Source organism: Cytobacillus mangrovibacter (assembly GCF_042865275.1).
GTDB lineage: Bacteria > Bacillota > Bacilli > Bacillales > Cytobacillaceae > Cytobacillus > Cytobacillus mangrovibacter.
Genome location: NZ_JBIACJ010000002.1, coordinates 271,374 through 294,313 on the forward strand (window position 1 = coordinate 271,374; position 22,940 = coordinate 294,313).

25 protein-coding genes are annotated in these 22,940 nt (G+C 38.5%); 24 read left to right on the forward strand and 1 reads right to left on the reverse strand.

Features of this window, described 5'->3' with window-relative positions:
* The first annotated feature begins 6 nt into the window (after positions 1-6).
* The 11 genes from aroA (at position 7) to ACFYKT_RS04790 (ending at position 9,772) form a co-directional block, all read left to right on the forward strand.
* Complete coding sequence (gene aroA / locus ACFYKT_RS04740; protein WP_389216180.1) at positions 7-1,293, forward strand: 3-phosphoshikimate 1-carboxyvinyltransferase; 1,287 nt, start codon at positions 7-9, stop codon at positions 1,291-1,293.
* A gap of 316 nt (positions 1,294-1,609) precedes the next feature.
* Positions 1,610-2,509 (forward strand): hypothetical protein, encoded by a 900-nt coding sequence (locus tag ACFYKT_RS04745; protein WP_389216182.1) that lies wholly within the window; start codon positions 1,610-1,612, stop codon positions 2,507-2,509.
* A gap of 36 nt (positions 2,510-2,545) precedes the next feature.
* Positions 2,546-3,802, forward strand: coding sequence for a tetratricopeptide repeat protein (locus ACFYKT_RS04750; RefSeq protein ID WP_389216185.1), 1,257 nt, complete (start codon positions 2,546-2,548; stop codon positions 3,800-3,802).
* A gap of 234 nt (positions 3,803-4,036) precedes the next feature.
* Positions 4,037-4,582, forward strand: coding sequence for a ReoY family proteolytic degradation factor (locus ACFYKT_RS04755; RefSeq protein ID WP_389216187.1), 546 nt, complete (start codon positions 4,037-4,039; stop codon positions 4,580-4,582).
* A 199-nt stretch (positions 4,583-4,781) separates the two neighbouring features.
* Positions 4,782-5,246 carry a YpiF family protein gene (locus ACFYKT_RS04760; protein WP_389216190.1) on the forward strand — a complete coding sequence of 155 codons (465 nt, stop codon included), beginning with the start codon at positions 4,782-4,784 and terminating at the stop codon, positions 5,244-5,246.
* Positions 5,247-5,396: 150 nt separating this feature from the next.
* Positions 5,397-5,903 carry a ubiquinol-cytochrome c reductase iron-sulfur subunit gene (locus ACFYKT_RS04765; RefSeq protein ID WP_389216193.1) on the forward strand — a complete coding sequence of 169 codons (507 nt, stop codon included), beginning with the start codon at positions 5,397-5,399 and terminating at the stop codon, positions 5,901-5,903.
* A gap of 3 nt (positions 5,904-5,906) precedes the next feature.
* A complete protein-coding gene (gene qcrB / locus ACFYKT_RS04770; protein WP_389216196.1) occupies positions 5,907-6,581 on the forward strand; it encodes a menaquinol-cytochrome c reductase cytochrome b subunit in 675 nt (224 codons plus the stop codon).
* A gap of 46 nt (positions 6,582-6,627) precedes the next feature.
* Positions 6,628-7,395 (forward strand): menaquinol-cytochrome c reductase cytochrome b/c subunit, encoded by a 768-nt coding sequence (locus ACFYKT_RS04775; RefSeq protein ID WP_389216199.1) that lies wholly within the window; start codon positions 6,628-6,630, stop codon positions 7,393-7,395.
* Positions 7,396-7,510: 115 nt separating this feature from the next.
* Entirely contained in the window at positions 7,511-8,107 is a 597-nt protein-coding gene (locus ACFYKT_RS04780) for a DUF1405 domain-containing protein (RefSeq protein WP_389216202.1), read from the forward strand.
* A 107-nt stretch (positions 8,108-8,214) separates the two neighbouring features.
* Positions 8,215-9,003, forward strand: coding sequence for a sporulation protein YpjB (ypjB, locus tag ACFYKT_RS04785; protein ID WP_389216205.1), 789 nt, complete (start codon positions 8,215-8,217; stop codon positions 9,001-9,003).
* Positions 9,004-9,091: 88 nt separating this feature from the next.
* On the forward strand, positions 9,092-9,772 hold the full coding sequence (locus tag ACFYKT_RS04790; RefSeq protein ID WP_389216208.1) for a zinc metallopeptidase: 681 nt from the start codon (positions 9,092-9,094) through the stop codon (positions 9,770-9,772).
* Positions 9,773-9,836: 64 nt separating this feature from the next.
* On the opposite strand, the gene ACFYKT_RS04795 is transcribed toward ACFYKT_RS04790, so the two are convergent.
* On the reverse strand, positions 9,837-10,697 hold the full coding sequence (locus ACFYKT_RS04795) for a YitT family protein (protein ID WP_389216211.1): 861 nt from the start codon (positions 10,695-10,697) through the stop codon (positions 9,837-9,839).
* 194 nt (positions 10,698-10,891) lie between these two features.
* On the opposite strand from ACFYKT_RS04795, the gene ACFYKT_RS04800 reads away from it, so the two are divergent.
* From ACFYKT_RS04800 to ACFYKT_RS04860, 13 genes are all read left to right on the forward strand, one after another.
* Positions 10,892-11,221 carry a nucleotide pyrophosphohydrolase gene (locus ACFYKT_RS04800; protein ID WP_389216213.1) on the forward strand — a complete coding sequence of 110 codons (330 nt, stop codon included), beginning with the start codon at positions 10,892-10,894 and terminating at the stop codon, positions 11,219-11,221.
* A gap of 13 nt (positions 11,222-11,234) precedes the next feature.
* Positions 11,235-12,035 (forward strand): 4-hydroxy-tetrahydrodipicolinate reductase, encoded by an 801-nt coding sequence (gene dapB, locus ACFYKT_RS04805; RefSeq protein ID WP_389216216.1) that lies wholly within the window; start codon positions 11,235-11,237, stop codon positions 12,033-12,035.
* 13 nt (positions 12,036-12,048) lie between these two features.
* Entirely contained in the window at positions 12,049-12,480 is a 432-nt protein-coding gene (mgsA, locus tag ACFYKT_RS04810) for a methylglyoxal synthase (RefSeq protein WP_389216219.1), read from the forward strand.
* Positions 12,461-13,177 carry a bacillithiol biosynthesis deacetylase BshB1 gene (gene bshB1 / locus ACFYKT_RS04815; protein WP_389216222.1) on the forward strand — a complete coding sequence of 239 codons (717 nt, stop codon included), beginning with the start codon at positions 12,461-12,463 and terminating at the stop codon, positions 13,175-13,177. The genes mgsA and bshB1 overlap by 20 nt, the downstream gene beginning before the upstream one ends.
* Entirely contained in the window at positions 13,174-14,322 is a 1,149-nt protein-coding gene (bshA, locus tag ACFYKT_RS04820) for an N-acetyl-alpha-D-glucosaminyl L-malate synthase BshA (RefSeq protein ID WP_389216224.1), read from the forward strand. Before bshB1 ends, bshA begins: the two co-directional genes overlap by 4 nt.
* Positions 14,319-15,518 carry a CCA tRNA nucleotidyltransferase gene (locus ACFYKT_RS04825; RefSeq protein WP_389216227.1) on the forward strand — a complete coding sequence of 400 codons (1,200 nt, stop codon included), beginning with the start codon at positions 14,319-14,321 and terminating at the stop codon, positions 15,516-15,518. Before bshA ends, ACFYKT_RS04825 begins: the two co-directional genes overlap by 4 nt.
* Positions 15,503-16,486, forward strand: a complete 984-nt coding sequence (locus ACFYKT_RS04830) for a biotin--[acetyl-CoA-carboxylase] ligase (protein WP_389216230.1) — start codon at positions 15,503-15,505, stop codon at positions 16,484-16,486. The genes ACFYKT_RS04825 and ACFYKT_RS04830 overlap by 16 nt, the downstream gene beginning before the upstream one ends.
* Before the next feature lie 273 nt (positions 16,487-16,759).
* The gene (gene panB / locus ACFYKT_RS04835) at positions 16,760-17,596 is read left to right on the forward strand and encodes a 3-methyl-2-oxobutanoate hydroxymethyltransferase (RefSeq protein ID WP_389216233.1); all 837 of its coding nucleotides are present in this window, start codon (positions 16,760-16,762) and stop codon (positions 17,594-17,596) included.
* Complete coding sequence (panC, locus tag ACFYKT_RS04840; RefSeq protein ID WP_389216236.1) at positions 17,593-18,447, forward strand: pantoate--beta-alanine ligase; 855 nt, start codon at positions 17,593-17,595, stop codon at positions 18,445-18,447. The genes panB and panC overlap by 4 nt, the downstream gene beginning before the upstream one ends.
* Positions 18,448-18,458: 11 nt before the next feature.
* A complete protein-coding gene (gene panD, locus ACFYKT_RS04845; RefSeq protein ID WP_389216239.1) occupies positions 18,459-18,842 on the forward strand; it encodes an aspartate 1-decarboxylase in 384 nt (127 codons plus the stop codon).
* Between the two features lie 175 nt (positions 18,843-19,017).
* Positions 19,018-21,819: an ATP-dependent DNA helicase DinG gene (gene dinG, locus ACFYKT_RS04850; RefSeq protein ID WP_389216243.1), complete on the forward strand. Its 2,802-nt coding sequence runs from the start codon at positions 19,018-19,020 to the stop codon at positions 21,817-21,819.
* Between the two features lie 453 nt (positions 21,820-22,272).
* Complete coding sequence (locus tag ACFYKT_RS04855; protein ID WP_389216246.1) at positions 22,273-22,443, forward strand: YpmA family protein; 171 nt, start codon at positions 22,273-22,275, stop codon at positions 22,441-22,443.
* A gap of 14 nt (positions 22,444-22,457) precedes the next feature.
* Entirely contained in the window at positions 22,458-22,931 is a 474-nt protein-coding gene (locus ACFYKT_RS04860; protein WP_389216249.1) for a cell wall elongation regulator TseB-like domain-containing protein, read from the forward strand.
* Positions 22,932-22,940 lie beyond the last annotated feature (9 nt).

The window sequence follows — 22,940 nt, forward strand, 5'->3', positions numbered from 1 at the left end:
ATGAATATGGAGGCAATCCAATTACATACAAATGTAAAAAGTCTGAATGGTGAACTCGCAATTCCAGGAGATAAATCAATTTCTCATCGCTCCATTATGTTTGGAGCAATTGCTGAAGGTGAAACAACTGTAACGAATTTCTTATTAGGTGATGATTGCTTAAACACCATCGAATGTTTTAAGAAATTAGGTGTGTTGATTGAACGGGAGGATGAGAAAGTTATTATTCATGGGAAAGGATTGGATGGTTTACAAGAGCCTGCCGATATACTAGATGTCGGGAACTCTGGAACGACCATTCGTTTACTGCTAGGAATATTAGCTGGCCGTCCTTTTCATTCTGTTCTCATTGGGGATCAATCGATTGGAAAAAGGCCGATGACTAGAGTGACACAGCCATTGCGTTCATTAGGGGCCGTTATTCACGGAAGAAAGAATGGTGAATTTACTCCTTTATCCATTAAAGGTGGTCATTTAGAAGGAATGGAATATCAGCTTCCTGTTGCAAGTGCCCAAGTGAAATCATCCATTCTATTTGCTGGATTGCAGGCAAGTGGAACAACAACGATTATCGAACCTGTCAAAACGAGGGATCATACGGAACGAATGATCAGACAATTTGGTGGAGAAGTGGAGATCAACGGGCAAACCATCCAAATAAAAGGTAACCAAAAATTAACAGGTACATCTATTCATGTTCCAGGAGATATCTCTTCTGCTGCCTTTTTTTTGGTTGCTGGTGCCGTCCTGCCTAATAGTGAGATCAAATTGACCAATGTGGGTTTAAACCCGACAAGAACGGGCATTATTGATGTAATGAATGAAATGGGCGCCGACATTACGATTACACAGCATAATGAGGATGCTTTTGAACCGAGTGGAGATATTGTTATTAAATCCTCCGTGCTTAAAGGAATAACCATCGAAGGAAATATCATTCCTAGACTGATTGATGAAATTCCGATCATTGCATTATTAGCAACTCAAGCAGAGGGCAAGACCATAATTAAGGATGCCCATGAATTAAAAGTAAAGGAAACGAATCGGATTGATACAGTTGTTGCTGAACTCACGAAGCTAGGCGCAGATATAGAGGCGACAGATGACGGGATGATTATTAATGGGAAGTCTAATCTAACTGGTGGATCCGTATCCAGTCATGGGGACCATCGTATTGGGATGATGCTTGCCATTGCAGCCTCACTTTGTAAAGAAGATGTCTATCTTGAAAAGGAAGACGCCATTTATGTATCATATCCATCATTCTTCGACCACTTGCATAGCCTCACTTAATTATTAAACTAATTAGAGCTGCCATGCAGCTCTTTTTCATTGTCTAGGAATTTATAGATTTTGATGTTGTGGATAACTTTGCGACAAGTTTGTCTGCATCCAGCTCCAGCGCCTATCGCCTATCAAACTTCAGGTCCCCTCCCTACGATAAGTCAACATCGGTTCGCTCTCGCTCACCGTGTTTCCTTTATCTCAGTCGCGGCCCTTCCAGTTTGTACGGCGATGACCAAGGCGCTTGCGCTTTTCTTATTAATAATTGTCATATTTATTAGAAAAATACATAGCTTGTCATAAGACCGTTTTAGAGGGGGGTTTTATGACGTATATTATTGAAAATGCGAATATACTACAGGACCGGATGATTACAAAGACTTCGCTATTGATTGCTAATGGGAAGATCTCATCGCTGAAACCAGTATATAAAAGATACCGGTTTATTAGGATGAATGCAGCTCCTTATATTATGACCCCCACACCAACTCTTTTGCTTAAAGAGTTCCCGTTACACTTGTCTTTCCAAGAAACGAAAGCCTATTTTATAGAAGAATTTATTCTAAAAGGATGTACAACTTTTATTACGTTAGCCAATGTGCAACAAGAACAAGCATTGTCAAAAGAAATAAAACGAATAAAGACAAGATTATTAAATAGTCCAATTGACTATATTATTGGCGTAAGAATTCCTGTCAGATTGTTAACACCATCTTTCTTGAGATCATGCAAACGGGAAAAGGTGCCAGCTATTTTTGTTGAAATAAAACAGGTGGACGAGCTATATAAACTTCCTTGGGGATGGATTCGAGAGGCAATGTTTCCATTCAATAGTCCCTTAGTTCCTCTTTTCATTAATGATGATGAAAGAGAAAAGAACCAAATGAAGTCAGAATGGAGAAAAGTATTAGTAAAGGAAAAGATCCCATCTATTAATGATGAATTAGCGGAAAATGAACCAATTCCTTATTCTGCGCTAACTAAAATAGGGATTTACCCGAAAAAATCAAGTTTACATCAGGGAAGTGGATTATCCTATAATTTTTATTTGAAGAGCAGGGAAATCAGAAATATTGAAGAAGTGGAGCTCTTTCATTATCATAGACATATGCTAGTCATTACTGTTCATAAAGGCGAAGTCCTCCGTGCCAATGATTATCTGGATTTTCGACCAGGTTATGGTGAACATGTTAAAATAAATACGCCTTCATTTTATACAAGCTAGCTTTCATAAGAAAAGCAAACCTGAAAGGAACTTAAAATGGATAAAGTAAATCAAATTATTACACTTATAGAAAACGGTCAACATGAAGAAGCCTTAAAGCAGTATAAACAAATATTATTAAATGGTTCGAATGAGGAAAGATTTGTACTCGGGGAAGAGCTATTTCAGTATGGCTTTATGGAAGAGGCAAAGGCTTTGTTCGAAAGACTACTAGAATCTTATCCTGAAGAGGGTGAGCTGCTTGTTCTCTTAGCAGAGGTATCGATTGACTTAGGGAAAGAAGACGAAGCCATACTTGTCCTAGAACGATTGAAAGAGGATGATCCAAGCTATCCGCAAGCTCTTTTATTATTAGCTGATCTGTATCAGATGGAAGGGCTGTATGAGGTAAGTGAGCAAAAGCTTCTGAAAGCAAAATCAATTTTGCCTAATGAAGTAATTATTGATTTTGCCCTTGGGGAGCTATATGCGGAGCAGGGGAAATTTCTTGAAGCAACAAAGGCATACGAAAAGGTATTACAAATAGAAACGGTCATTGCAGGTGTGAATGTCAATCAAAGAATGGCTGATGTCCTTAGTGTTGGCGGAGCCTTTGAAGAAGCATTGCCCTATTATGAAAAAGCGCTAGATGAGAAAAATGAAATCAATACATTATTCAGTTATGCATTTACAGCTTTGCAAGCCGGCTTTAACAGAGTGGCTATTGAGAAGCTAATTGAACTCAAAGAGATTGACCCAGAATTCCATTCCTTATATTTGCATCTTGCTAAAGCATATGAACGGGAAGAAGAACTGGATAATAGCTTGCAAGCGATAAAAATGGGCATCAAACAAGATGAATTTAATAAGGAACTTTATTTCTATGGCGGGAAGCTTGCACTAAAGGTTGGCAACGAAGAAGAAGCCGAGCAGCTTTTTAGAGAAGCACTCGCGCTTGATCCTGAATATACAGAAGATGCAGTTACCTTGACGAAATTACTCCTTAAGCAGGAAAGATATAATGATGTATTAGAAATTGTGGAAATGATGAATGATTTTGAGGAAGAAGAGCCAAGATTGATGTGGGATGCTGCGATTGCCCATCATCAGCTGGAGGAATATTCACAGGCATTAAACAAATACCAAAGTGCATATACTTTCTTAAAGGAACAGCCGGATTTTCTTTCTGATTATGGATATTTTCTAATAGAAGAAGGAAAAAGAGAAGAGGCTGCCGAAATTTTTAATACACTGGTAAAAATGGAACCAAACAACTTAGAATATCAAGATATTGTTCAAAGACTCTCAGAATAATTAAGTATGAGTTTTACAAAGAAAAGTTTATTAAGTTAGATTATTATCTAGCACAAGCGGCTACTTCTGATGTACAGGATGTCGCGTTTTTGTCGACCTTGGGCAGTCATCTCCACATCTCGGTCAATCCTCCCAGAAGGGAAAGAATCCCTTTTTGAGAGGCATGTCTTGTACTTGTCGGGGCAAGAGAGAGCTGTTTCGAGCATTTCATTTTGCAGAGGAGGGAATTTCATCATGTCAGCCCCTGTATCTGTCAACGAGAAAAAAGATTTTATTCGCTGGTTTCTTAATCATTATCAATTAAAAAGGCGAGAATGTGTGTGGATTTTGAATTATTTAATGAGTCATGACCAGCTGATGGAAAAGGTGCATTTTGTTGATCAGGCGCAGTATTGCCCAAAAGGTTTAGTCATGTCAACCCATTGTGTGGAAGAAGTTCCTTTTCGTTTTTACAAGGAAAATGTGATGACGACGGATGCTGAGAAATCATTTCATGATATTCGCCTGAATCGTGAAGAGGAAATATTTATTCAATTGAACTTTCATGCATCAAACAAGGCACACCAGTATGCAGCCGTTCTTGAAGAGAATCCTTTTATGCCGAAAAGACTTCAAATTAATGAAAAAGATAAGTTAATTGCTGAAAGATTTCTCAGTGAATGCTTGGAGAAATTCCAAAGGGATCTTCTTCTTCAGCAAATTGACGAAGCATTGGATAATCAAGATCAGAAAGCCTTCTTACTGTTAACGGAAAAGTTAAAAAAACTAAAAAAGAACTAATTTCGCTTGCTATATTATAGCAGGCTTTTTTTTGTAAAAAAATAAATTGTCGATCTGATTAATTAACATATATTTTACCAAACTTCTTTTGTCGACGGATGTTTAAAGTGTTATGATAGATGAGGCAAGCCACTATTATTAGAGGTTTACTGTATGTAAATAAGGAAATTGGACAAATATAGGTTATGGAGTGAAATGGATGAAGTGGATTTCTCAGGATATTGAAATGTATTTGAAATCAAAGGAATATGTAGATACAGTCGTCCTTCCGTTGTTCCCCGTCTCATTTGATGATGATATTAAACAGACGGTTGCGATGACAGAGTTTATCTCGTTGCTAAGTGTTCAGTTAGAAAGGCAGTTCAGAGGAAGGCTTGTTATGCTCCCAGGCTATTCCTATTTAAAATCAACTGCTGAGGATAAGCTTGTCAGTGATGTGAAGGATTGGGAGACAGAGCTGCTAGCTAAAGGATTTAAGCATGTATTCTACATCACTTCTGATAGCAGCTGGAAAGCGATTGAAAATAAGCTAGAGGGTGGACTAATTTGGCTGCCATCGCTGCCACTAGAACATATGGATGATAATTATAAAAATTCTATTCTTGAAGATCAAGTGAAGCAGCTGCTTAATTTATTTCTTCAAAAATGGCAAACAGCCGAATAGGTGGCAATTTTGGTCACACAGTTGACATGTTTTCGTCAAATGATTATATTGACCTTCCATAAAGATTGATATATCATAATTATGTCCTAGTTTTATATTGTGTTGAATTTTGTCCGTTGGACTTAACTTCATAATAGAGGGGGGAAAGGTATGAGCAAAAATCGTGTTTCAAGACGTCAATTCCTAAGCTATACACTAACTGGTGTAGGCGGTTTCATGGCTGCCGGAATGTTAATGCCAATGGTTCGCTTTGCAGTAGATCCTGTATTGCAGGCTAAGGCAGCAGGTGATTACATTCCAACTCAACAAAAAGTTGCAGATATCACTGATGTCCCAACTCGAGTTGATTTTACATTCGAACAGCAGGATGCTTGGTATTCATCTGAAGAGACGGGTACAGCATGGGTTTACAAGGACGACAAGGGAGAAATTGTCGCACTTTCACCTGTTTGTAAGCATTTGGGCTGTGTAGTTGACTGGAATACAGACAAGTCAAACCAGAATCATTTTTACTGTCCATGTCATGGAGGACTATACACGAAAGATGGTACAAACGTTCCAGGAACACCACCAATTGGACCACTTGATGTATATCCATACATTGAAAAAGACGGTTATCTGCATGTAGGTAAGGCTGAGCCTAAGAAGGGGGCGTAATCATTGTTAAACAAGATTTATGATTGGGTAGATGAACGTTTAGATATTACGCCTTTATGGCGCGATATAGCAGACCATGAAGTGCCAGAGCATGTTAACCCTGCCCATCACTTCTCTGCTTTCGTTTATTGTTTTGGCGGTTTAACATTCTTCGTTACTGTCATTCAAATTTTATCTGGAATGTTCTTAACAATGTACTATGTTCCAGATATTAAAAATGCATGGGAATCTGTGTATTATTTACAAAACCATGTGGCATTTGGACAAATTGTCCGTGGAATGCATCACTGGGGAGCAAGTTTGGTAATCGTAATGTTATTCTTACATACGTTACGCGTGTTCTTCCAAGGAGCTTATAAGAAGCCACGTGAATTGAACTGGGTTGTCGGCGTACTTATTTTCTTTATTATGCTAGCGCTTGGTTTAACTGGCTACTTATTGCCTTGGGATATGAAAGCATTATTTGCAACAAAAGTTACAATGCAAATTATTGAATCTGTTCCGTTAATTGGGGTATATCTAAAAACCCTTATTGCTGGATCTGCGGACATCGTTGGTGCGCAAACGATTACTCGTTTCTTTGCGATTCACGTATTCTTCTTGCCAGCAGCATTATTTGCATTATTGGCTGCTCACTTTGTAATGATTCGTAAGCAAGGTATTTCTGGCCCATTGTAAAATGAATGGACTAAGGGTTTTTTGATAAAGGAGGGGGAATCGCCCAATGCATCGCGGTAAAGGTATGAAATTCGTAGGAGACTCTCGTGTTTCTGCTGAACGAAAACCGAACATTCCGAAAGACTATTCGGAATACCCAGGGAAAACAGAGGCATTCTGGCCTAACTTCCTATTAAAAGAATGGATGATAGGTGCAGTTTTCCTAATCGGATTTTTATGTTTAACAATTGCACATGTGCCTCCGCTTGAAAAAATTGCGGATCCAAGTGATACAGCATATATTCCATTGCCAGACTGGTATTTCTTATTCTTATACCAATTATTAAAGTATACTTACGCTTCAGGTCCATTTAATATCGTAGGTTCTTTAATTATTCCTGGTTTAGCTTTCGGAGGATTATTGCTTGCTCCATTTATTGATCGTGGACCAGAGCGTCGTCCTTCTAAGCGTCCTTTGGCAACAGGATTTATGTTGTTAGCAATCGCTGCTATTACTTTCTTAACTTGGCAATCAGTAGCAAACCATGACTGGGAAGCTGCTGCTAACCAAGGGAAGATTGTAGCAGAAGTTGATATTGACACAGAAGCTGAAGGCTACAAAATTATGGAAGCCAACACTTGTTTAACTTGTCACGGTGGGGACCTTCAAGGTGGCGCTGGATCACCAGCTCTTATCGATAATGGTTTAACTCCTGATGAGATTAAAGAAATTGTTACTAATGGTAGAGGTGCTATGCCTGCTGGACTTTTCAAAGGTACGGATGAAGAGTTTGATAAATTGGCTGAGTTTATCTCTGGCTTAAAAAGCGAATAATTAACAAAAAGCTGACGTTTTTTCGTCAGCTTTTTTTGATGTGTTTCCTATGTTTAATGATCCAATATGGTAAAATAATGAATAATACAAATCTTTAATAGAGAAGAGGACAACCATGAAGTGGATTTATCCTATATTAGCAAACAGAGCAGTCATGCTGCTTCTATTAATTATTAATATCGCAGGAACTATTTACGGATATATTTGGTATAAGTGGCAGCTAGATGATACACCAGCTATATTCTTGCCGTTTGTCCCAGATAGTCCAACTGCTAGTTTTTTCTTCGTATTTGTCTTGATTGCCTTTTTATTAGGAAAAAATTGGCCTCTATTTGAAGCATTAGCAATTGTGACGCTAATAAAGTACGGCATATGGGCAGTTGTAATGAATTTACTAGTATTTGAAGTAACTGGAGAGCTTGATCTTATTGCACTTATGCTCATCTTTTCCCATGGAGCAATGGCTGTTCAGGGGATATTATATGCCCCATTTTACCGAATAAAGACTTGGCATCTTGTTGCAGTAGCAATATGGACGCTACATAATGATGTGATCGATTATGTATTTTTTATGCTTCCGCGTTATCCGATTTTGAATTTGTATACTCCACAGATTGGGTATTTTACATTTTGGTTAAGCATCGCCTCTCTCGGGGTAACCGCCTTTTTATGCTTAAGAAAAAACCGTTTTCAACTGGAAATAAAGTATTAAGCTTGAATGAACTATTCGATCTTGTATAGGTGAACGATCATAGATTTCTGGTCTAACCTTGTCCAATCTCTCATACATATTTAATAGTAATTGGAGGGGGGACAAGGATGAAAGCAAGATTTATTATTGCCATTATGATTTTTCTTCTACTGCCTATAACAGTCTATTCAGAAGAAACCTCACCTATTGATAGATTAGATCAATTATCAGATGACGCACTTCAAATGGTTAAGCTTCATAGATATGAAGATGCAAAAAAGCTATTGGATTATTTTTCAGATCAATTTCGCGTTGTTTCTGAAAGGAAAAGGCCATTATCCACTGATGAACTGCGGATCGTTACCATTTCTCATGACGAAGCTGTCCAGGCTACAGCTAATACAACCATTGATCATAATGAAAAGATCAATCGTGTGACAAAGTTTAGACTTGTCATGGATGCGATTACCTCTCAAAATCAGCCGCTATGGACAGAAATGGAATCACCAATAATGACTGTCTTTGGGGAAATGAAAGAGGCTGTCTACAGCGGGGATAAAGAGCATTTTTATACAAATTTGAATGCCTTTTTGTCTTTATATGATGTCATTTATCCGAGCATGAAAATTAATGTAGATGTGGAGCGGATTCAAAAGATCGATACTCGAATTGATTATATTAACCGCTATCGCCCCCAAGTGTTAGCAGATGAAGCAAATCAGCAGGAGATTGAAGCATTAGAAGCGGATTTACAGCTTTTATTCGATGAAATGTCTGGTGATGAAGCGGATCCTTCACTTTGGTGGGTTATTATTTCTACAGGAAGTATTATTATTCTTACATTATCCTATGTTGGATGGAGAAAATATAAAGGAGACCGACAGAAGGAGAAGAACCGTTCTCGAGGGCAAAAATAGTGACTTCATTTTTCAGCTGGAGTACAATATTGTCAAAGTACCTCTTGCAGGTGCTATCAACTAGAATTAGCTGAATTGGAGGTTTATTATGAGTGGATATCTTATTTACTTCGCCATCATTATTTTGGTGCCAATTTGGGCGCAATTTAAAGTAAAAGGTTCATATGCCAAGTATTCAAAGGTTGCGTCGTCATCCCATATGAGGGGGGCGGAAGTAGCTAGAAGAATCTTAGACGCAAATGGTTTATATCAAGTGGGAATAGAAGAGACACGGGGACATCTATCAGACCATTATGACCCGCGTTCCAAAACCGTTCGGCTCTCTACAGCCAATTATCATGGACATTCTGTTGCAGCAGCAGCGATTGCAGCCCATGAAGTTGGACATGCAATCCAAGATCAGCAAGATTATGCCTTTTTACGATTTCGGCATGCGCTTGTTCCTGTTGCCAATCTAGGCTCAAATTTCTCTTGGATATTGATTATGATCGGTTTTCTAGCAGGTTTTAGCGGATTTGTTTTATTAGGTATTATCTTTATGGCTGCAGCTGTTGTCTTTCAGCTAATTACACTTCCAGTTGAATATAACGCATCGAATAGGGCCATGGATGAGGTTGTCTCATTAGGAATTATCCGTAATGATGAAGAAAGAGAGACGAAGAAAGTTTTAAATGCAGCTGCATTAACATATGTGGCGGCAGCAGCCGTTGCAGTGCTTGAGCTACTGCGCTTAATCCTTATTTATACAGGTATGCAAAGAAATGATTAAAACCAGCCAAGTGGCTGGTTTTAGTCGTTGTATAAGAAAAATACTTGTATTGGATGTTGGTTTATTAATGTTCAATCGGTTTTTTGTTTTCATCTAATGTAAAGCCTTCTCCAAGGACATCGTGAACGATGCTGACAGAAACAAATGCATGTGGGTCAACAGAGGTAATGACGTTTTTCAAGCGGACAATTTCATTTTTTGCAACGACGCAATAAAGGACTTCTCGTTCTTTCTTTGTGAAAGAGCCATGGCCCTTTAATACGGTGACTCCTCTATCCATTTCACTCATAATTTTCGCGGCTATTTCTTCATTGAAATCGGAAATAATCATTGCTCCTCTGGCAGAGTAAGCCCCTTCCTGCATGAAGTCAATGACACGTGCACCAACAAACACGGCTACAAGTGTATACATCGCTTCTTGATAGGTTAAGTAGAAAATTAATGATAATGTAATAACAACTGCATCAAACATAAACATGGCTTTCCCCATACTTATTCCAGCATATTTGTTAGCTAATCGAGCAATAATATCAACGCCACCTGTTGTTCCTCCGAATCGGAAGATGATTCCAAGGCCTACTCCGATAAACACGCCAGCAAATAAAGCAGCCAAAGTTAAATCCTCATTAAGAGGCATAGAGATCTGATAGCGTTGAAAAATCCATAAGAAAACGGAAACACTTACAGTCCCAATAATCGTGTAAAAGAAGGCATTCCGCCCAAGTAATTTCCAACCAATAATGAAAAGCGGGATATTTAAGATTAAATTCGTATACGATGGATCCCAATTAAAAAGAAAGTATAAAAGTAATGTGATCCCCGTGAATCCGCCCTCAGCTAAGTTATTCTGCATATTAAAATGGACAATACCAAAAGAAAATATGGCTGATCCAAGTAGAATAAACAGTATGTTTTTCAATTTCATAAAAACCCTCCACTACCAAAATGACACTTAGATTATTGTGCCTTTATTGGAATGGGAAAGTCAAGTTTATTCATTAAAGGAATTTAGTATAATAAAAATGTTTGTAAAAGATCGGTTGATTAGCTAACATGAAAGAAGGAAAACGATCGTGTTTTCATACATAATAAAGCCTATTTAAAAGGGAAGTGGAACCATTGTCAGAAAAAACAATGAAAGAGCTTCAAGCTGAAGTTGATACATATATTGGTCAATTTAAAGAAGGATATTTCAGTCCCCTTGCTATGCTTGCACGAATGACAGAAGAATTGGGCGAACTGGCTAGGGAAATCAATCACCAGTATGGTGAGAAACCGAAGAAATCTTCTGAGACCGAAAAAGCAATCGAACAGGAAATGGGCGATATGCTATTTGTCCTCATTTGTCTTGCGAACTCATTAAATATTGATCTTGAGGAAGCTCATAATCGAGTAATGAATAAGTTTAATACTCGTGACAAAGATCGTTGGACTAGAGTGGAAGAGTAAAGGAGCGATGGGAATGGAAAAGGTTAATATTGTTATTGCGGGACCTCGTGGACGTATGGGAAGAGAAGCGGTTAAGCTAGTACATGAAACAGAAAATTATCATTTAGCTGCGGTTGTGGATCGTAAAAATGATGGTGGGCTATTAAGTGATTTTGACGGCTTTCTAGGATTGGATGTACCAGTTTATTCTAATATTGAGGAATGCTTTCAGAAGACGGATGCGAATATTCTTATCGACTTAACGACTCCTGCTGTAGGAATGTTTCATACGAAGACAGCTTTGACCTATGGAGTTAGGCCGGTTGTTGGGACAACTGGTTTTACAAAAGAGGATTTGAAGGAACTGGAAAACCTATGTAAAGAAAAGGGATTAGGCTGTGTGATTGCACCAAACTTTGCAGTTGGTGCTATTCTCATGATGAAATTTGCGCAATTGGCAGGCAAATATTTTGATGATGTGGAGATTATTGAATTGCATCACGATCAAAAGCTTGATGCACCTTCAGGAACTGCAGTTAAAACAGCAGAATTGATTGCGGAAGTAAGAGAATCCAAACAACAAGGGCATCCACAAGAGGAAGAAGTCATTCCAGGAGCAAGAGGAGCCAATTATGATGGGATGCATATTCACTCAGTCCGCTTGCCTGGGTTAATTGCACACCAGCAGGTTATGTTTGGGTCAGCAGGTCAAACGCTCACGATCCGTCATGACTCATATAATCGTGCCTCATTCATGTCAGGAGTGAAGCTTGCAGTAGATACAGCGTTGAAAGTAGATACACTTGTATATGGATTAGAGAATATTATTGAATAAGGAGGGCGAAACGATGAATATTGCATTAATTGCTCATGATAAGAAAAAGGATGATTTAGTAAGCTTTGCAACTGCTTATCAAGAAATTTTGTCCAAGCACAGTCTTTTTGCAACGGGAACTACAGGTTTAAGAATAATGAATGAAGCCGGTTTGTCTGTTCATCGGTTTCAATCCGGTCCATATGGCGGTGACCAAGAGATCGGGGCAATGGTGGCCAATAATAAAATGGATATGGTTATTTTTTTCAAGGATCCTTTAACAGCACAGCCACATGAGCCTGATATAACGGCATTAATTCGCCTTTGCGATGTATATGCTGTTCCATTAGCTACTAATCTTGGCACAGCTGAAATATTGATCAAAGGACTTGAACGTGGAGATTTAGCATGGAGAACGATTGTGAATGGAAGAAGTGGTGAAAAAAATGGCGCAGATCAAGCTTGATATTCTTGCGTTTGGCGCCCATGCAGATGATGTAGAAATTGGCATGGGGGGTTCCATTGCGAAGTACGCTGCAAATGGAAAGAGAATTGGCATTTGTGATTTAACGAAGGCGGAGCTATCATCCAATGGAACGGTTGAAATAAGGGAAATGGAAGCGCGGGAAGCAGCTGCGATAATCGGAGTGGAAACAAGAGAGATGCTTGATCTTCCTGATAGAGGACTATTCCTAAAACAGGAATATATAAGAAAAATAGCAAGTCAAATTCGTAAATATCGTCCATATCTCGTGTTTGCCCCTTATTTTGAGGATCGTCATCCAGACCATGGCGCATGTGCCCGTCTTGTGGAAGAAGCAGTATTTTCTGCTGGAATAAAGAAGTACGATACAGAAGATGGACGAGAATCACATAAAGTGAACAGTCTTTACTTTTACATAATTAATGGGTTTCATGAGCCGGATTTTGTCATTGATATTTCGTCTTATATGGATAAGAAAATAGCAAGTCTACAGGCTTATAAGAGTCAGTTTACTAGATCAGCCGACTCATTTGATACCCCATTAGTCAATGGCTATGTTGAAATGATCCAAGCAAGAGAAGGGTTATTTGGCAATCAAGCTGGTGTTACATATGCGGAAGGCTTTAAACGAAAGAAACCATTAATTATGAATCATGATTTATTTGGAGAAGAGCGATGAAAGCAAAAAAGTTAAAAATCGGCATCACCTGTTACCCCACAGTTGGCGGTTCAGGTGCTATTGCAACAGAATTAGGGAAGATGCTTGCAGAGAGTGGTCATGAGATTCATTTCATCTCCTCAAGCGTCCCATTCCGTTTAAATAAAATGAATCCCAATATTTATTATCATCAGGTTGAAGTTAATCAGTATTCAGTTTTTCAATATCCTCCATACGATATTGCCTTAGCAAGCAAAATGGCCGAGGTTATTAATCGTGAGAACCTTGATCTTCTGCATGTACACTATGCCATTCCACATGCGGTATGTGCGATTCTTGCCAAGCAAATGTGTCATAAGGACATCAAAATTGTTACCACCTTGCATGGCACAGATATTACAGTTCTTGGATATGATTCGTCCCTTACAGATGCCATTCGATTTGGAATCGAAAAATCAGACGCAGTAACGGCCGTATCACATGCCTTAGTTGCCCAAACATATGATGTAGTTAAACCAGATAAACCAATTGAAGTGGTTTACAACTTTATTGATGAGCGGGTTTATCGATTAACTGATTCTTCCTATTTACGTGAGGAATTTGGCATTTCCGCAGAAGAGAAGGTAGTCATACATGTTTCGAATTTCCGAACAGTAAAGAGAGTCCAAGATGTAGTAAAAGCTTTTGCAAGAATAAGTGAACAAGTCCCTTCCAAGCTGCTTCTTGTTGGTGATGGGCCTGAAATGGCGGTTATTTGTAAGCTTGTTAATCAATTAGGCCTTAAGGATCAGGTGATCTTCCTTGGTAAGCAAGATAATCTGGAAGAGCTATACTCAATAAGTGATCTCATGCTTCTGCTATCGGAAAAGGAAAGCTTTGGGCTAGTGGCACTTGAAGCAATGGCGTGTGGGGTTCCATGTATTGGAACGAATGTCGGCGGAATTCCTGAGGTCATCTTTGATGGGAAGAATGGCTATTTATGTCCACTAGGGGACATTAAAGCAGTTGCGGAGAAAGGAATTTCACTGCTTTCAGATGAAAATCTGCACAAAAAGTTTGCTACTGAGGCTATTAATACAGCTTATAAAAACTTCCGGTCAGGTCTCATTGTCTCTCAATATGAAGATATTTATTATAATCTTTTAAAGAAAGGTGAGGACAAATGAAGGAGCCTTTCTTGTCTGCCATCCCCCTTTTAACTAGAATAGAAGCCGCGGGATATGAAGCCTATTTTGTCGGTGGAGCTGTCAGAGACTTTCTGTTAGGCCGTGAGATTTCGGATGTGGATATTGCAACTTCGGCAACCCCTCAAGAAATCAAAGAGATTTACCCAAAAACAATTGACGTCGGGGTTGAACATGGAACGATTATTGTCCTATTCAATGGCATGCCTTATGAGGTAACGACGTTCCGTTCAGAGTCAGAATATGAAGATTTCAGAAGACCGTCTGAAGTACAATTTATTCGCTCACTGGAGGAAGACCTTCAGCGAAGAGACTTTACAATGAATGCAATTGCTATGAATAAAGATGGGCTATTAATTGACCCTTTTAATGGAAAGCAGGCAATAAGGGAACAGATGATTCAAACAGTTGGCAAAGCTGAAGAGCGCTTCCAAGAGGATGCATTACGAATGATGCGTGCTGTGCGATTCTACAGCCAACTTGGTTTTGAAATGGAACAATCAACACGGGAAGCACTTGTAGTATTTGCTAAGTTACTTGAAAACATATCGATTGAACGAAAGCTGATTGAATTTGAGAAGCTGTTGACAGGTAGATATCGCTTTAAGGCTTTAGAAATTTTAAGTAATACAGGACTCTATCGATATTTGCCAGGGATGACTTCCTATTCGGATGAATTAAATCACCTGCTTCAATTCGATTTTACGGATTTAACGATTGAAGAAATGTGGGTGCTGCTAATCCATCAGTTTGGCATCAATGATAATGAAGTAAAGACCTTCCTGAAAAACTGGAAGCTTCCTGTGAAAAAGATAAATAAAATCATGCAGCTAGTAAAATGGCTTGATTTTAGGCTGAAAGTGGATTGGACAGATGAAGCAATTTACCATGCTGGTCAGCAAACATCACTTGCAGCAGAAAGACTTTATATGTTCGTACATAATCGCAAGATAAACGGAAACATAACTAGCTTAATGAAACGATATGAATTACTGCCTATTAAACATCGAAGCGAGCTTCAAGTTACGGGGAATGACTTACAAGTCTGGTTCCAAAAGAAACCAGGTCCATGGATTAAGGATGTAATTGAAAAAGTAGAAAACGCGGTCATTAATCGGGAGATTAGCAATCGTAAAGAATTGATAAGGGAGTGGCTTATTGCGTGCAATCAGAGCTGAGGAAAAAGCTGCTTGATGTGTTTTCAAACAGTCAGGATGAATATTTATCAGGCCAGCATTTAGCTGATTTAATTGGATGTTCTAGGACAGCTGTCTGGAAGCATATGGAGGAATTGCGGAAAGAAGGTTTTGAACTGGAGGCCGTTAGAAGGAAAGGGTATCGAATCACTAGGACACCAGAGCGGGTGACTGCGGATGAAATAAGTCTTGGATTGATGACGGAATTTATGGGCAGACATATACATTATGAGGAAAGTGTGGAATCGACCCAAAAGATTGCGCAGCGCCTTGTATATGAAGAGGCCCCTGAAGGTACGATTATTATCGCTGAAGAGCAGCTATCTGGAAGAGGCCGAATGGATCGGAAGTGGTACTCTCCCAAATACACGGGCATTTGGTTAAGCATGATACTCAGACCGAATCTTCCCCCGCCAAAAGCTCCGCAGCTTACATTAATTACTGCGGTTGCAGTTGTTCAGGCAATTGAAGAAATGACTAATTTAACACCACAAATTAAGTGGCCTAATGATATTTTGCTTAATGGAAAGAAAGTAACAGGAATATTAACTGAGCTGCAAGCAGATGCAGATCGAATTAAATCAATCATTATTGGGATTGGGATTAATGTGAACCAGCAAGTCGAAGACTATCCAGAGGAACTACAGCCAATTGCAACATCTCTTTCAATTGAATGCAACCAGCAGCTTAAGCGAGCAGAGTTAGTTCAAATTCTTCTTCTTAAGTTTGAAAAGCTCTATACATTATATTTAGAAAAAGGTTTCTACCCACTTAAGCTGTTGTGGGAAAGTTATGCTATTAGTATTGGAAGAAATATAACAGCAAGAACGGTTACTGGAAGTCTTTACGGCAAAGCAATGGGTATAACCGATGACGGAGTTCTTCTGATTGAGGATTCGGCAGGGAAAGTCCATCAAGTGTATTCTGCGGATATAGAACTGGAAAATTAAAATTTCTATAGTCAGTTTATCCTCTATTTGTTATACTTTATTTGAAAAACGACAGTGTTTTTCTCGGGCAGTATCCTTTAGCTGAACTGCACCATCTTGTTTTAAACCAATTAAAGATTTTCTGCCTAGATCCAAAACGGACCGGGACAGAGGGATGAATCTCAAATCAAGAGCTGTAATGCGCAATCCTTCTGCTTTTTTAGAAGGATTTTATTTTTCCAAAATAGCTCTGCTATTATATCGCCCTCTTCCTTAAAAAAAGGAGGATTTGGAATGAAGCAAACTTCTGATTTCTTGAAAATGAAAGAGAAAGATGAAAAAATCGTCATGCTGACGGCCTATGATTACCCTTCAGCAAAACAGGCTGAAAACGCTAAGGTTGATATGATCTTAGTAGGCGATTCTCTAGGTATGGTTGTTCTTGGATACGATTCAACCGTTCCAGTTACGATGGAGGATATGATTCATCACGCAAAGGCTGTTAAACGTGGAGCGAAGGATACATTTATTACGGTTGACATGCCCTTTATGAGTTACCACTTATCCATCCGAGATACGCTTTTGAATGGGGCAAGGCTCATTCAAGAAACAGGAGCACATGCGGTAAAAGTTGAAGGTGCAGATGAAGTAATCGATCATATTAAAGCTTTAACAAAAGCAGGGATCCCTGTTGTTGCACATCTTGGACTTACCCCACAATCTGTAGGTGTACTTGGGGGTTACAAGGTTCAAGGCAAGAATGCCGAAGCAGCAAGAAAGTTAATAGAAGATGCGAAGAAATGTGAAGAAGCAGGAGCTTTTGCTCTTGTCTTAGAATGTGTGCCTAAACAGCTGGCAAAAGAAGTCTCTACATCAATTAATATTCCGACGATTGGAATTGGAGCAGGTGTTCACACGGATGGACAAGTTCTCGTCTATCATGATCTGCTTACTTATGGGGTGGAAAGAGTACCGAAATTTGTCAAGCAATATACACAATTGAACGGAATGATTGAACAAGGATTAAGTTCGTATGTAGCTGAAGTGAAACAAGGCGAATTTCCTGAAGAGAAGCACAGCTTTTCAATGAAGGAAGAAGAATTGCTTAGTTTGTATGGAGGGAAAGCATGAGAGTTATTACAACAATAGAGGAAATGCAATCAACAATCACTCAAGCGAAGAATAGCGGCCAATCTATCGGGTATGTCCCAACGATGGGCTTTCTTCATGAAGGGCATCTAACGCTTATTGAAAAAGCGCGAGGAGAAAATGATGTGGTTGTTATCAGCATTTTCGTTAATCCGCTTCAATTTGGGCCAACAGAGGACTTTAGCTCTTATCCAAGAGATTTCGAACATGACAAATGGCTGGCTGAGCAGCAGGGAGTTGACTTTATCTTTCATCCATCTGTTGAGGAGATGTATCCTAGATCATCATCTGTTACAGTAAAAGTGAATGAAAGAACAGATGTCCTCTGCGGTAAATCAAGACCAGATCATTTCGACGGTGTCGCCACTGTGTTGACTAAGCTTTTTAATATTATTCAGCCAGAGAAGGTTTACTTTGGGACAAAGGATGCACAGCAAGTTGCAGTTGTAGAAGGTTTAGTCAATGATTTCCACATCCCAATTAAAGTGATTCCTGTAGAGACTGTACGTGAAAGTGATGGACTTGCAAAGAGCTCAAGAAATGTGAACTTGCTTCCTAAGGAAAGAGAGCAAGCGCCAGTACTCTATCAAAGTCTTTTAAGCGCAAAAAAGCTTATTCTCGAAGGAGAAAGAAATCACGAGAAAATTATTTCCATCATTAAAGAGATGATTACGGAAAAAACAGACGGCATAATTGATTATATTGATATATACTCGTATCCAATGTTAGAAGAAATACAATTATTAGAGGGGAAAATCATCATTGCGTTAGCAGTGAAGTTTTCAAAAGTACGTCTAATCGATAATATAATCTTAGAAATAAGCGAGAAATAGGGGGAAACATCATGTTCCGCACCATGATGAATGGCAAAATCCATCGTGCAGTTGTTACAGAAGCAAATTTAAATTATGTTGGAAGCATTACGATCGATACAGATATTCTTGATGCAGTTGGAATGCTGCCAAATGAAAAGGTTCAAATTGTTAATAATAATAATGGATCAAGATTTGAGACGTATATTATCCCAGGAGAAAGAGGAAGCGGCGTCATCTGTGTAAATGGGGCAGCTGCTCGTCTTGTGCAAGAAGGGGATATTGTTATTATTATTTCCTATGCAATGATTTCAGAAGAAAATATTCTGAATCACAAACCAAAAGTAGCAATAATGGGTGAACATAATAAAATTAAAGATATGGTCGATCACGAACCAGAAAAAACAATTTACTAATGTATGCAGGAAAGGGCTGACTGGAAAATCTGGTCAGCCTTTCTTAAAAGCTCTTTTCTAAAATGTATGGGTATGGGTGAAAATAGTTAAAAATATAAATAGAGAGTATTATATCTTTTTCTTTTTCCGTTTTTATGATACCGTTTGAGTGACTCAAATGTTAGAGGTGTGTAGGATGGGTAATAAATATGTTGTGATTGATCTAGAAACGACAGGAAATGCCCCGAAGAAGGGCGATAGAATCATACAATTTGCTGCTGTTGTCATTGAAAACGGAAAAATTATTGAAGAATATTCTTCTCTCGTCAACCCTTTACAGCTAATTCCTCCTTTTATTGAAGAATTAACAGGATTAAATGATGAAATGGTTGAGGATGCACCTGTTTTTTCTGAGATTGCTCCGAAAGTACTAACCCTTTTAGAGGGAGCCTATTTTGTTGCTCATAATGTTCTGTTTGACCTCTCATTTTTGCAGGAAGAATTAATTGAAGCAGGATATAATGGCTTCTATGGTCCGATTTTAGATACAGTGGAGATGTCAAGGGTACTTATTCCAACAGCGGATAGCTTTCAATTATCTGAGCTTGCATTGAGAGAGGGCTTAAACCATGAACGGCCACATCAGGCTGATAGTGATGCCTATGTGACGGCCGAGCTGCTGTTGCTCCTTCTTGCAAAGCTTGAACGCTTGCCGCTTAATACAATCAAGCAGCTCCACAAGCTTTCAAGTGGTTTGAAAAGTGATTTAGATTTACTTATGGACAATATAATGATAAAAAAAGAATCATCGATCGAAACCATTCCTGACTTTCTCGAAATCCATCATGGAATTACGCTTAAAAGAGGTCAAGACCAAGAAGGACTTGATGATGGAGAAAAAATGGAATATCCAATAAGCCAATCTGCAAAGGCAGAAATGTTTAAGAAGGCTTTTTCAACCTATGAAACGAGATTAGGTCAATTTTCAATGATGGATTCTGTCTATCAGGCATTTAATCAGGAGAAGCATGCCATGATTGAAGCAGGTACAGGTGTTGGGAAATCTCTTGCCTATTTGATCCCGTCATCCATTTACGGGAAAGAGAATAATCAACCCATTGTTATCAGTACATATACGACCCAGCTGCAAGAACAATTGCTTTTAAATGATATCCCTAAATTGCGTCAGATGCTTCCTTTTTCGCTGAAAGCCGTATTGCTAAAAGGAAGAAGCCATTATTTAAGTATGGCTAAGTTTGAGCAGACATTAAAGGATTATGAAGATAATTACGATACGATCCTGACAAAGATGCAGATTCTTGTTTGGCTCACTGAGACAGAAACAGGGGATATTGATGAGTTGAATTTATCGAGTGGGGGCATGCTTTTCTGGAATAAGATTAAGAATGATGAGACGGTTTTTCTCAAAAGTAAATCATGGCTTTCAAGGGATTTCTATTTGCGAGCAAGAAAAGCAGCATTGCAATCAGATCTCATCATTACGAATCATTCATTGCTGTTAATCGATTTAGTCGCTGAAAATAAGATTTTGCCGGAATACAGTCATGTCATCATTGATGAAGGCCATCATTTGATGAAAGTATCTGGCAAGCATTTTGGCCACACATTGGATTATTTGACAACTCGCTTGCTGCTTAGTCAAATCGGTCTTATGGAGCAAAAGCAATTGTTATTTAAGCTTGAACAACTTTTAGAAAATGAAGAATTAAAGAATCATGAAGAGATTCATTCATTTGAAGTGAATCAAATGATGGTTGAGCTTAGCTATGAAACAGATGAATTCTTTAAAGTCATAAGCGTTTATGCAAAAAAGAAAACGAAGTCGAAAAAGGGATATAATCGAATTAGCTCTCGATTTACAGCAGATGAATCAAGTAAGGACTGGCAGACAGTTCATATAGAAGCAGAGCGATTTTTCTTCCTCTTAAAGGATTTCACTCAAGTTATGACGACTAGACTTGAATTAGTAAAAACAATTCAGGGATCAATGTCAGCTCGTGAGAAATCATTTATGGAAGAACTGACTTCATTGGTGGATGAGCTAAAGGAAACAGCCATTACCATCAAAAGAATGTTTTTGAACCCAACTGATGAGTTTGTTTCTTGGATTGAAATGGATGAGCGTTCCATGCAAAATGCGACTACAGTTTATGCACAGCCGGTTTCTGTAGGGCAGTATTTAAAAGAGCAGTTTTTTAGCAAAAAGAAGAGTGCTGTTATTACATCAGCCACTTTATCTGTGAAAAATTCGTTTAATTATATGTTAAAGGAGCTTGGATTACAGTCTACAGATTGTTCTGTTGAACAAATTCAATCACCTTTTAACTATGAAGAACAAATTAAGCTAATTATTCCGGATGATTTGCCAGAAGTGAATGCTGTACCATTAGAAGAATATGTTGCGTCCATTACAGAGCATATTATTTCAATTGCAGAAGTGACTAAAGGGAGAATGCTTATTTTATTTACCTCCCATGAGATGTTGCGAAAAACGTATGAGCTTATTAAAGAGTCCGGATTTCTCCATGATTATGCGATTATCGCTCAAGGGATCTCAAGTGGCAGCAGATCAAGGTTAACAAGGAATTTCCAGAAATTTGATAAGGCAATCCTTTTAGGAACAAGCAGTTTTTGGGAAGGTGTAGATATTCCAGGGGAAGATTTAACCTGCTTAATAATTGTTAGATTGCCTTTCTCGCCGCCAGATGAACCCATTACAGAAGCGAAGTGCGACCAGATCAAACAAAACGGCGGGAACCCTTTTTCAGATTACACATTGCCAGAAGCAATCATTCGTTTTAAACAAGGCTTCGGCCGATTAATCCGAACAAAAAATGATCGGGGACTGATATTTATTTTCGATCGCCGACTAGTAACAACGAAATATGGAAATGCCTTTTTACAATCCATCCCACCAGTAAAAGTTGAAAAAAGTACAATTAATGACACCATTACGTTAATTAAGCAATGGTTATAAAATAAAGGCTATTCTCTAAAAGATTGTTGTTTTATGAATAAATGTTGTGAGTGAAAATCGTAGACAAATTTGTCTAGTTGATTGTAGCGGAAGGCGCGAGACTCCTGCGGGAGTAGTGGGACAGGTGAGACCCCGCAGACGCTTTAGCGTCGAGGAGGCTCACCGCCCACCCCGCGGAAAGCGAGCGCCTGGAGCGGAAATCAACTTCTACCCAACCATGTGTTAAAGCAACCATGTTTGCGAAACCAGCCAAAATAAAAAAGTGCTGCGCTTTTTTAGCGCAGCCAATTGACGTAGTGGATTAGAAGTAAATTTTAAGTTGACTATTTCAATGCATTTCATTTAGCTGTTATACTAATTTAACAAGGTTAAACTGTTACGTACATATAGTTTGTCCTAGGCTTTCAAGCATATGAATTACAAATTTTGTTGCATATGAGGAGGAATTCCAGTATGGAAAGTAAAATAGAAATTTTATCGACAGTGAAAATCCAGCTAAGTCCAGATCTTTATAAAGTTGTTGATGCACTAAACCGAACGTTAAAAGAAAAAGATTTGATGTTTGGTTTGGCACTTGACAAAGAAGATCAAAATAAAGCTGTTTTTTCAATATATCGTACATAAGAAGAGTGACATTTGTGAAAAAAATAATTATTATAATAATAATCATAGTTGCAATTGTTCTTGTTTCTGGAATTTTTGTTTATCAAAATGCATTAAAGCCAATGAAAACAGCCGAGGATAAAGCGATTCAAATGGCTTTGGAGGAAACAGAGATCATAGAGGCTGAGGACTTTCATCTATATCATGGACAAGAAACCTATTATGTTGTAAAAGGCAAGAATGAAAATGGAACAAATCTCTATGCTTGGATTCCTGAAAAGGAAGGAAGAATCATTGTTCGTAAGCAGTCGGACGGTGTTTCAAAACAGGAAGCGATCGATAAGCTTCTGGAGGAGAAAAATCCGCAAGAAATTATTTCCGTTCGTCTGGGCATGGAAAAAAACATCCCATTATGGGAAATTTACTATCGTTCTGAAGGCGATTTAATTAATTATTATTATGTTGACTTCAAAACTGGTGAATGGCTAAAGAAAATTGAAAACTTATAGGTGGAGGAA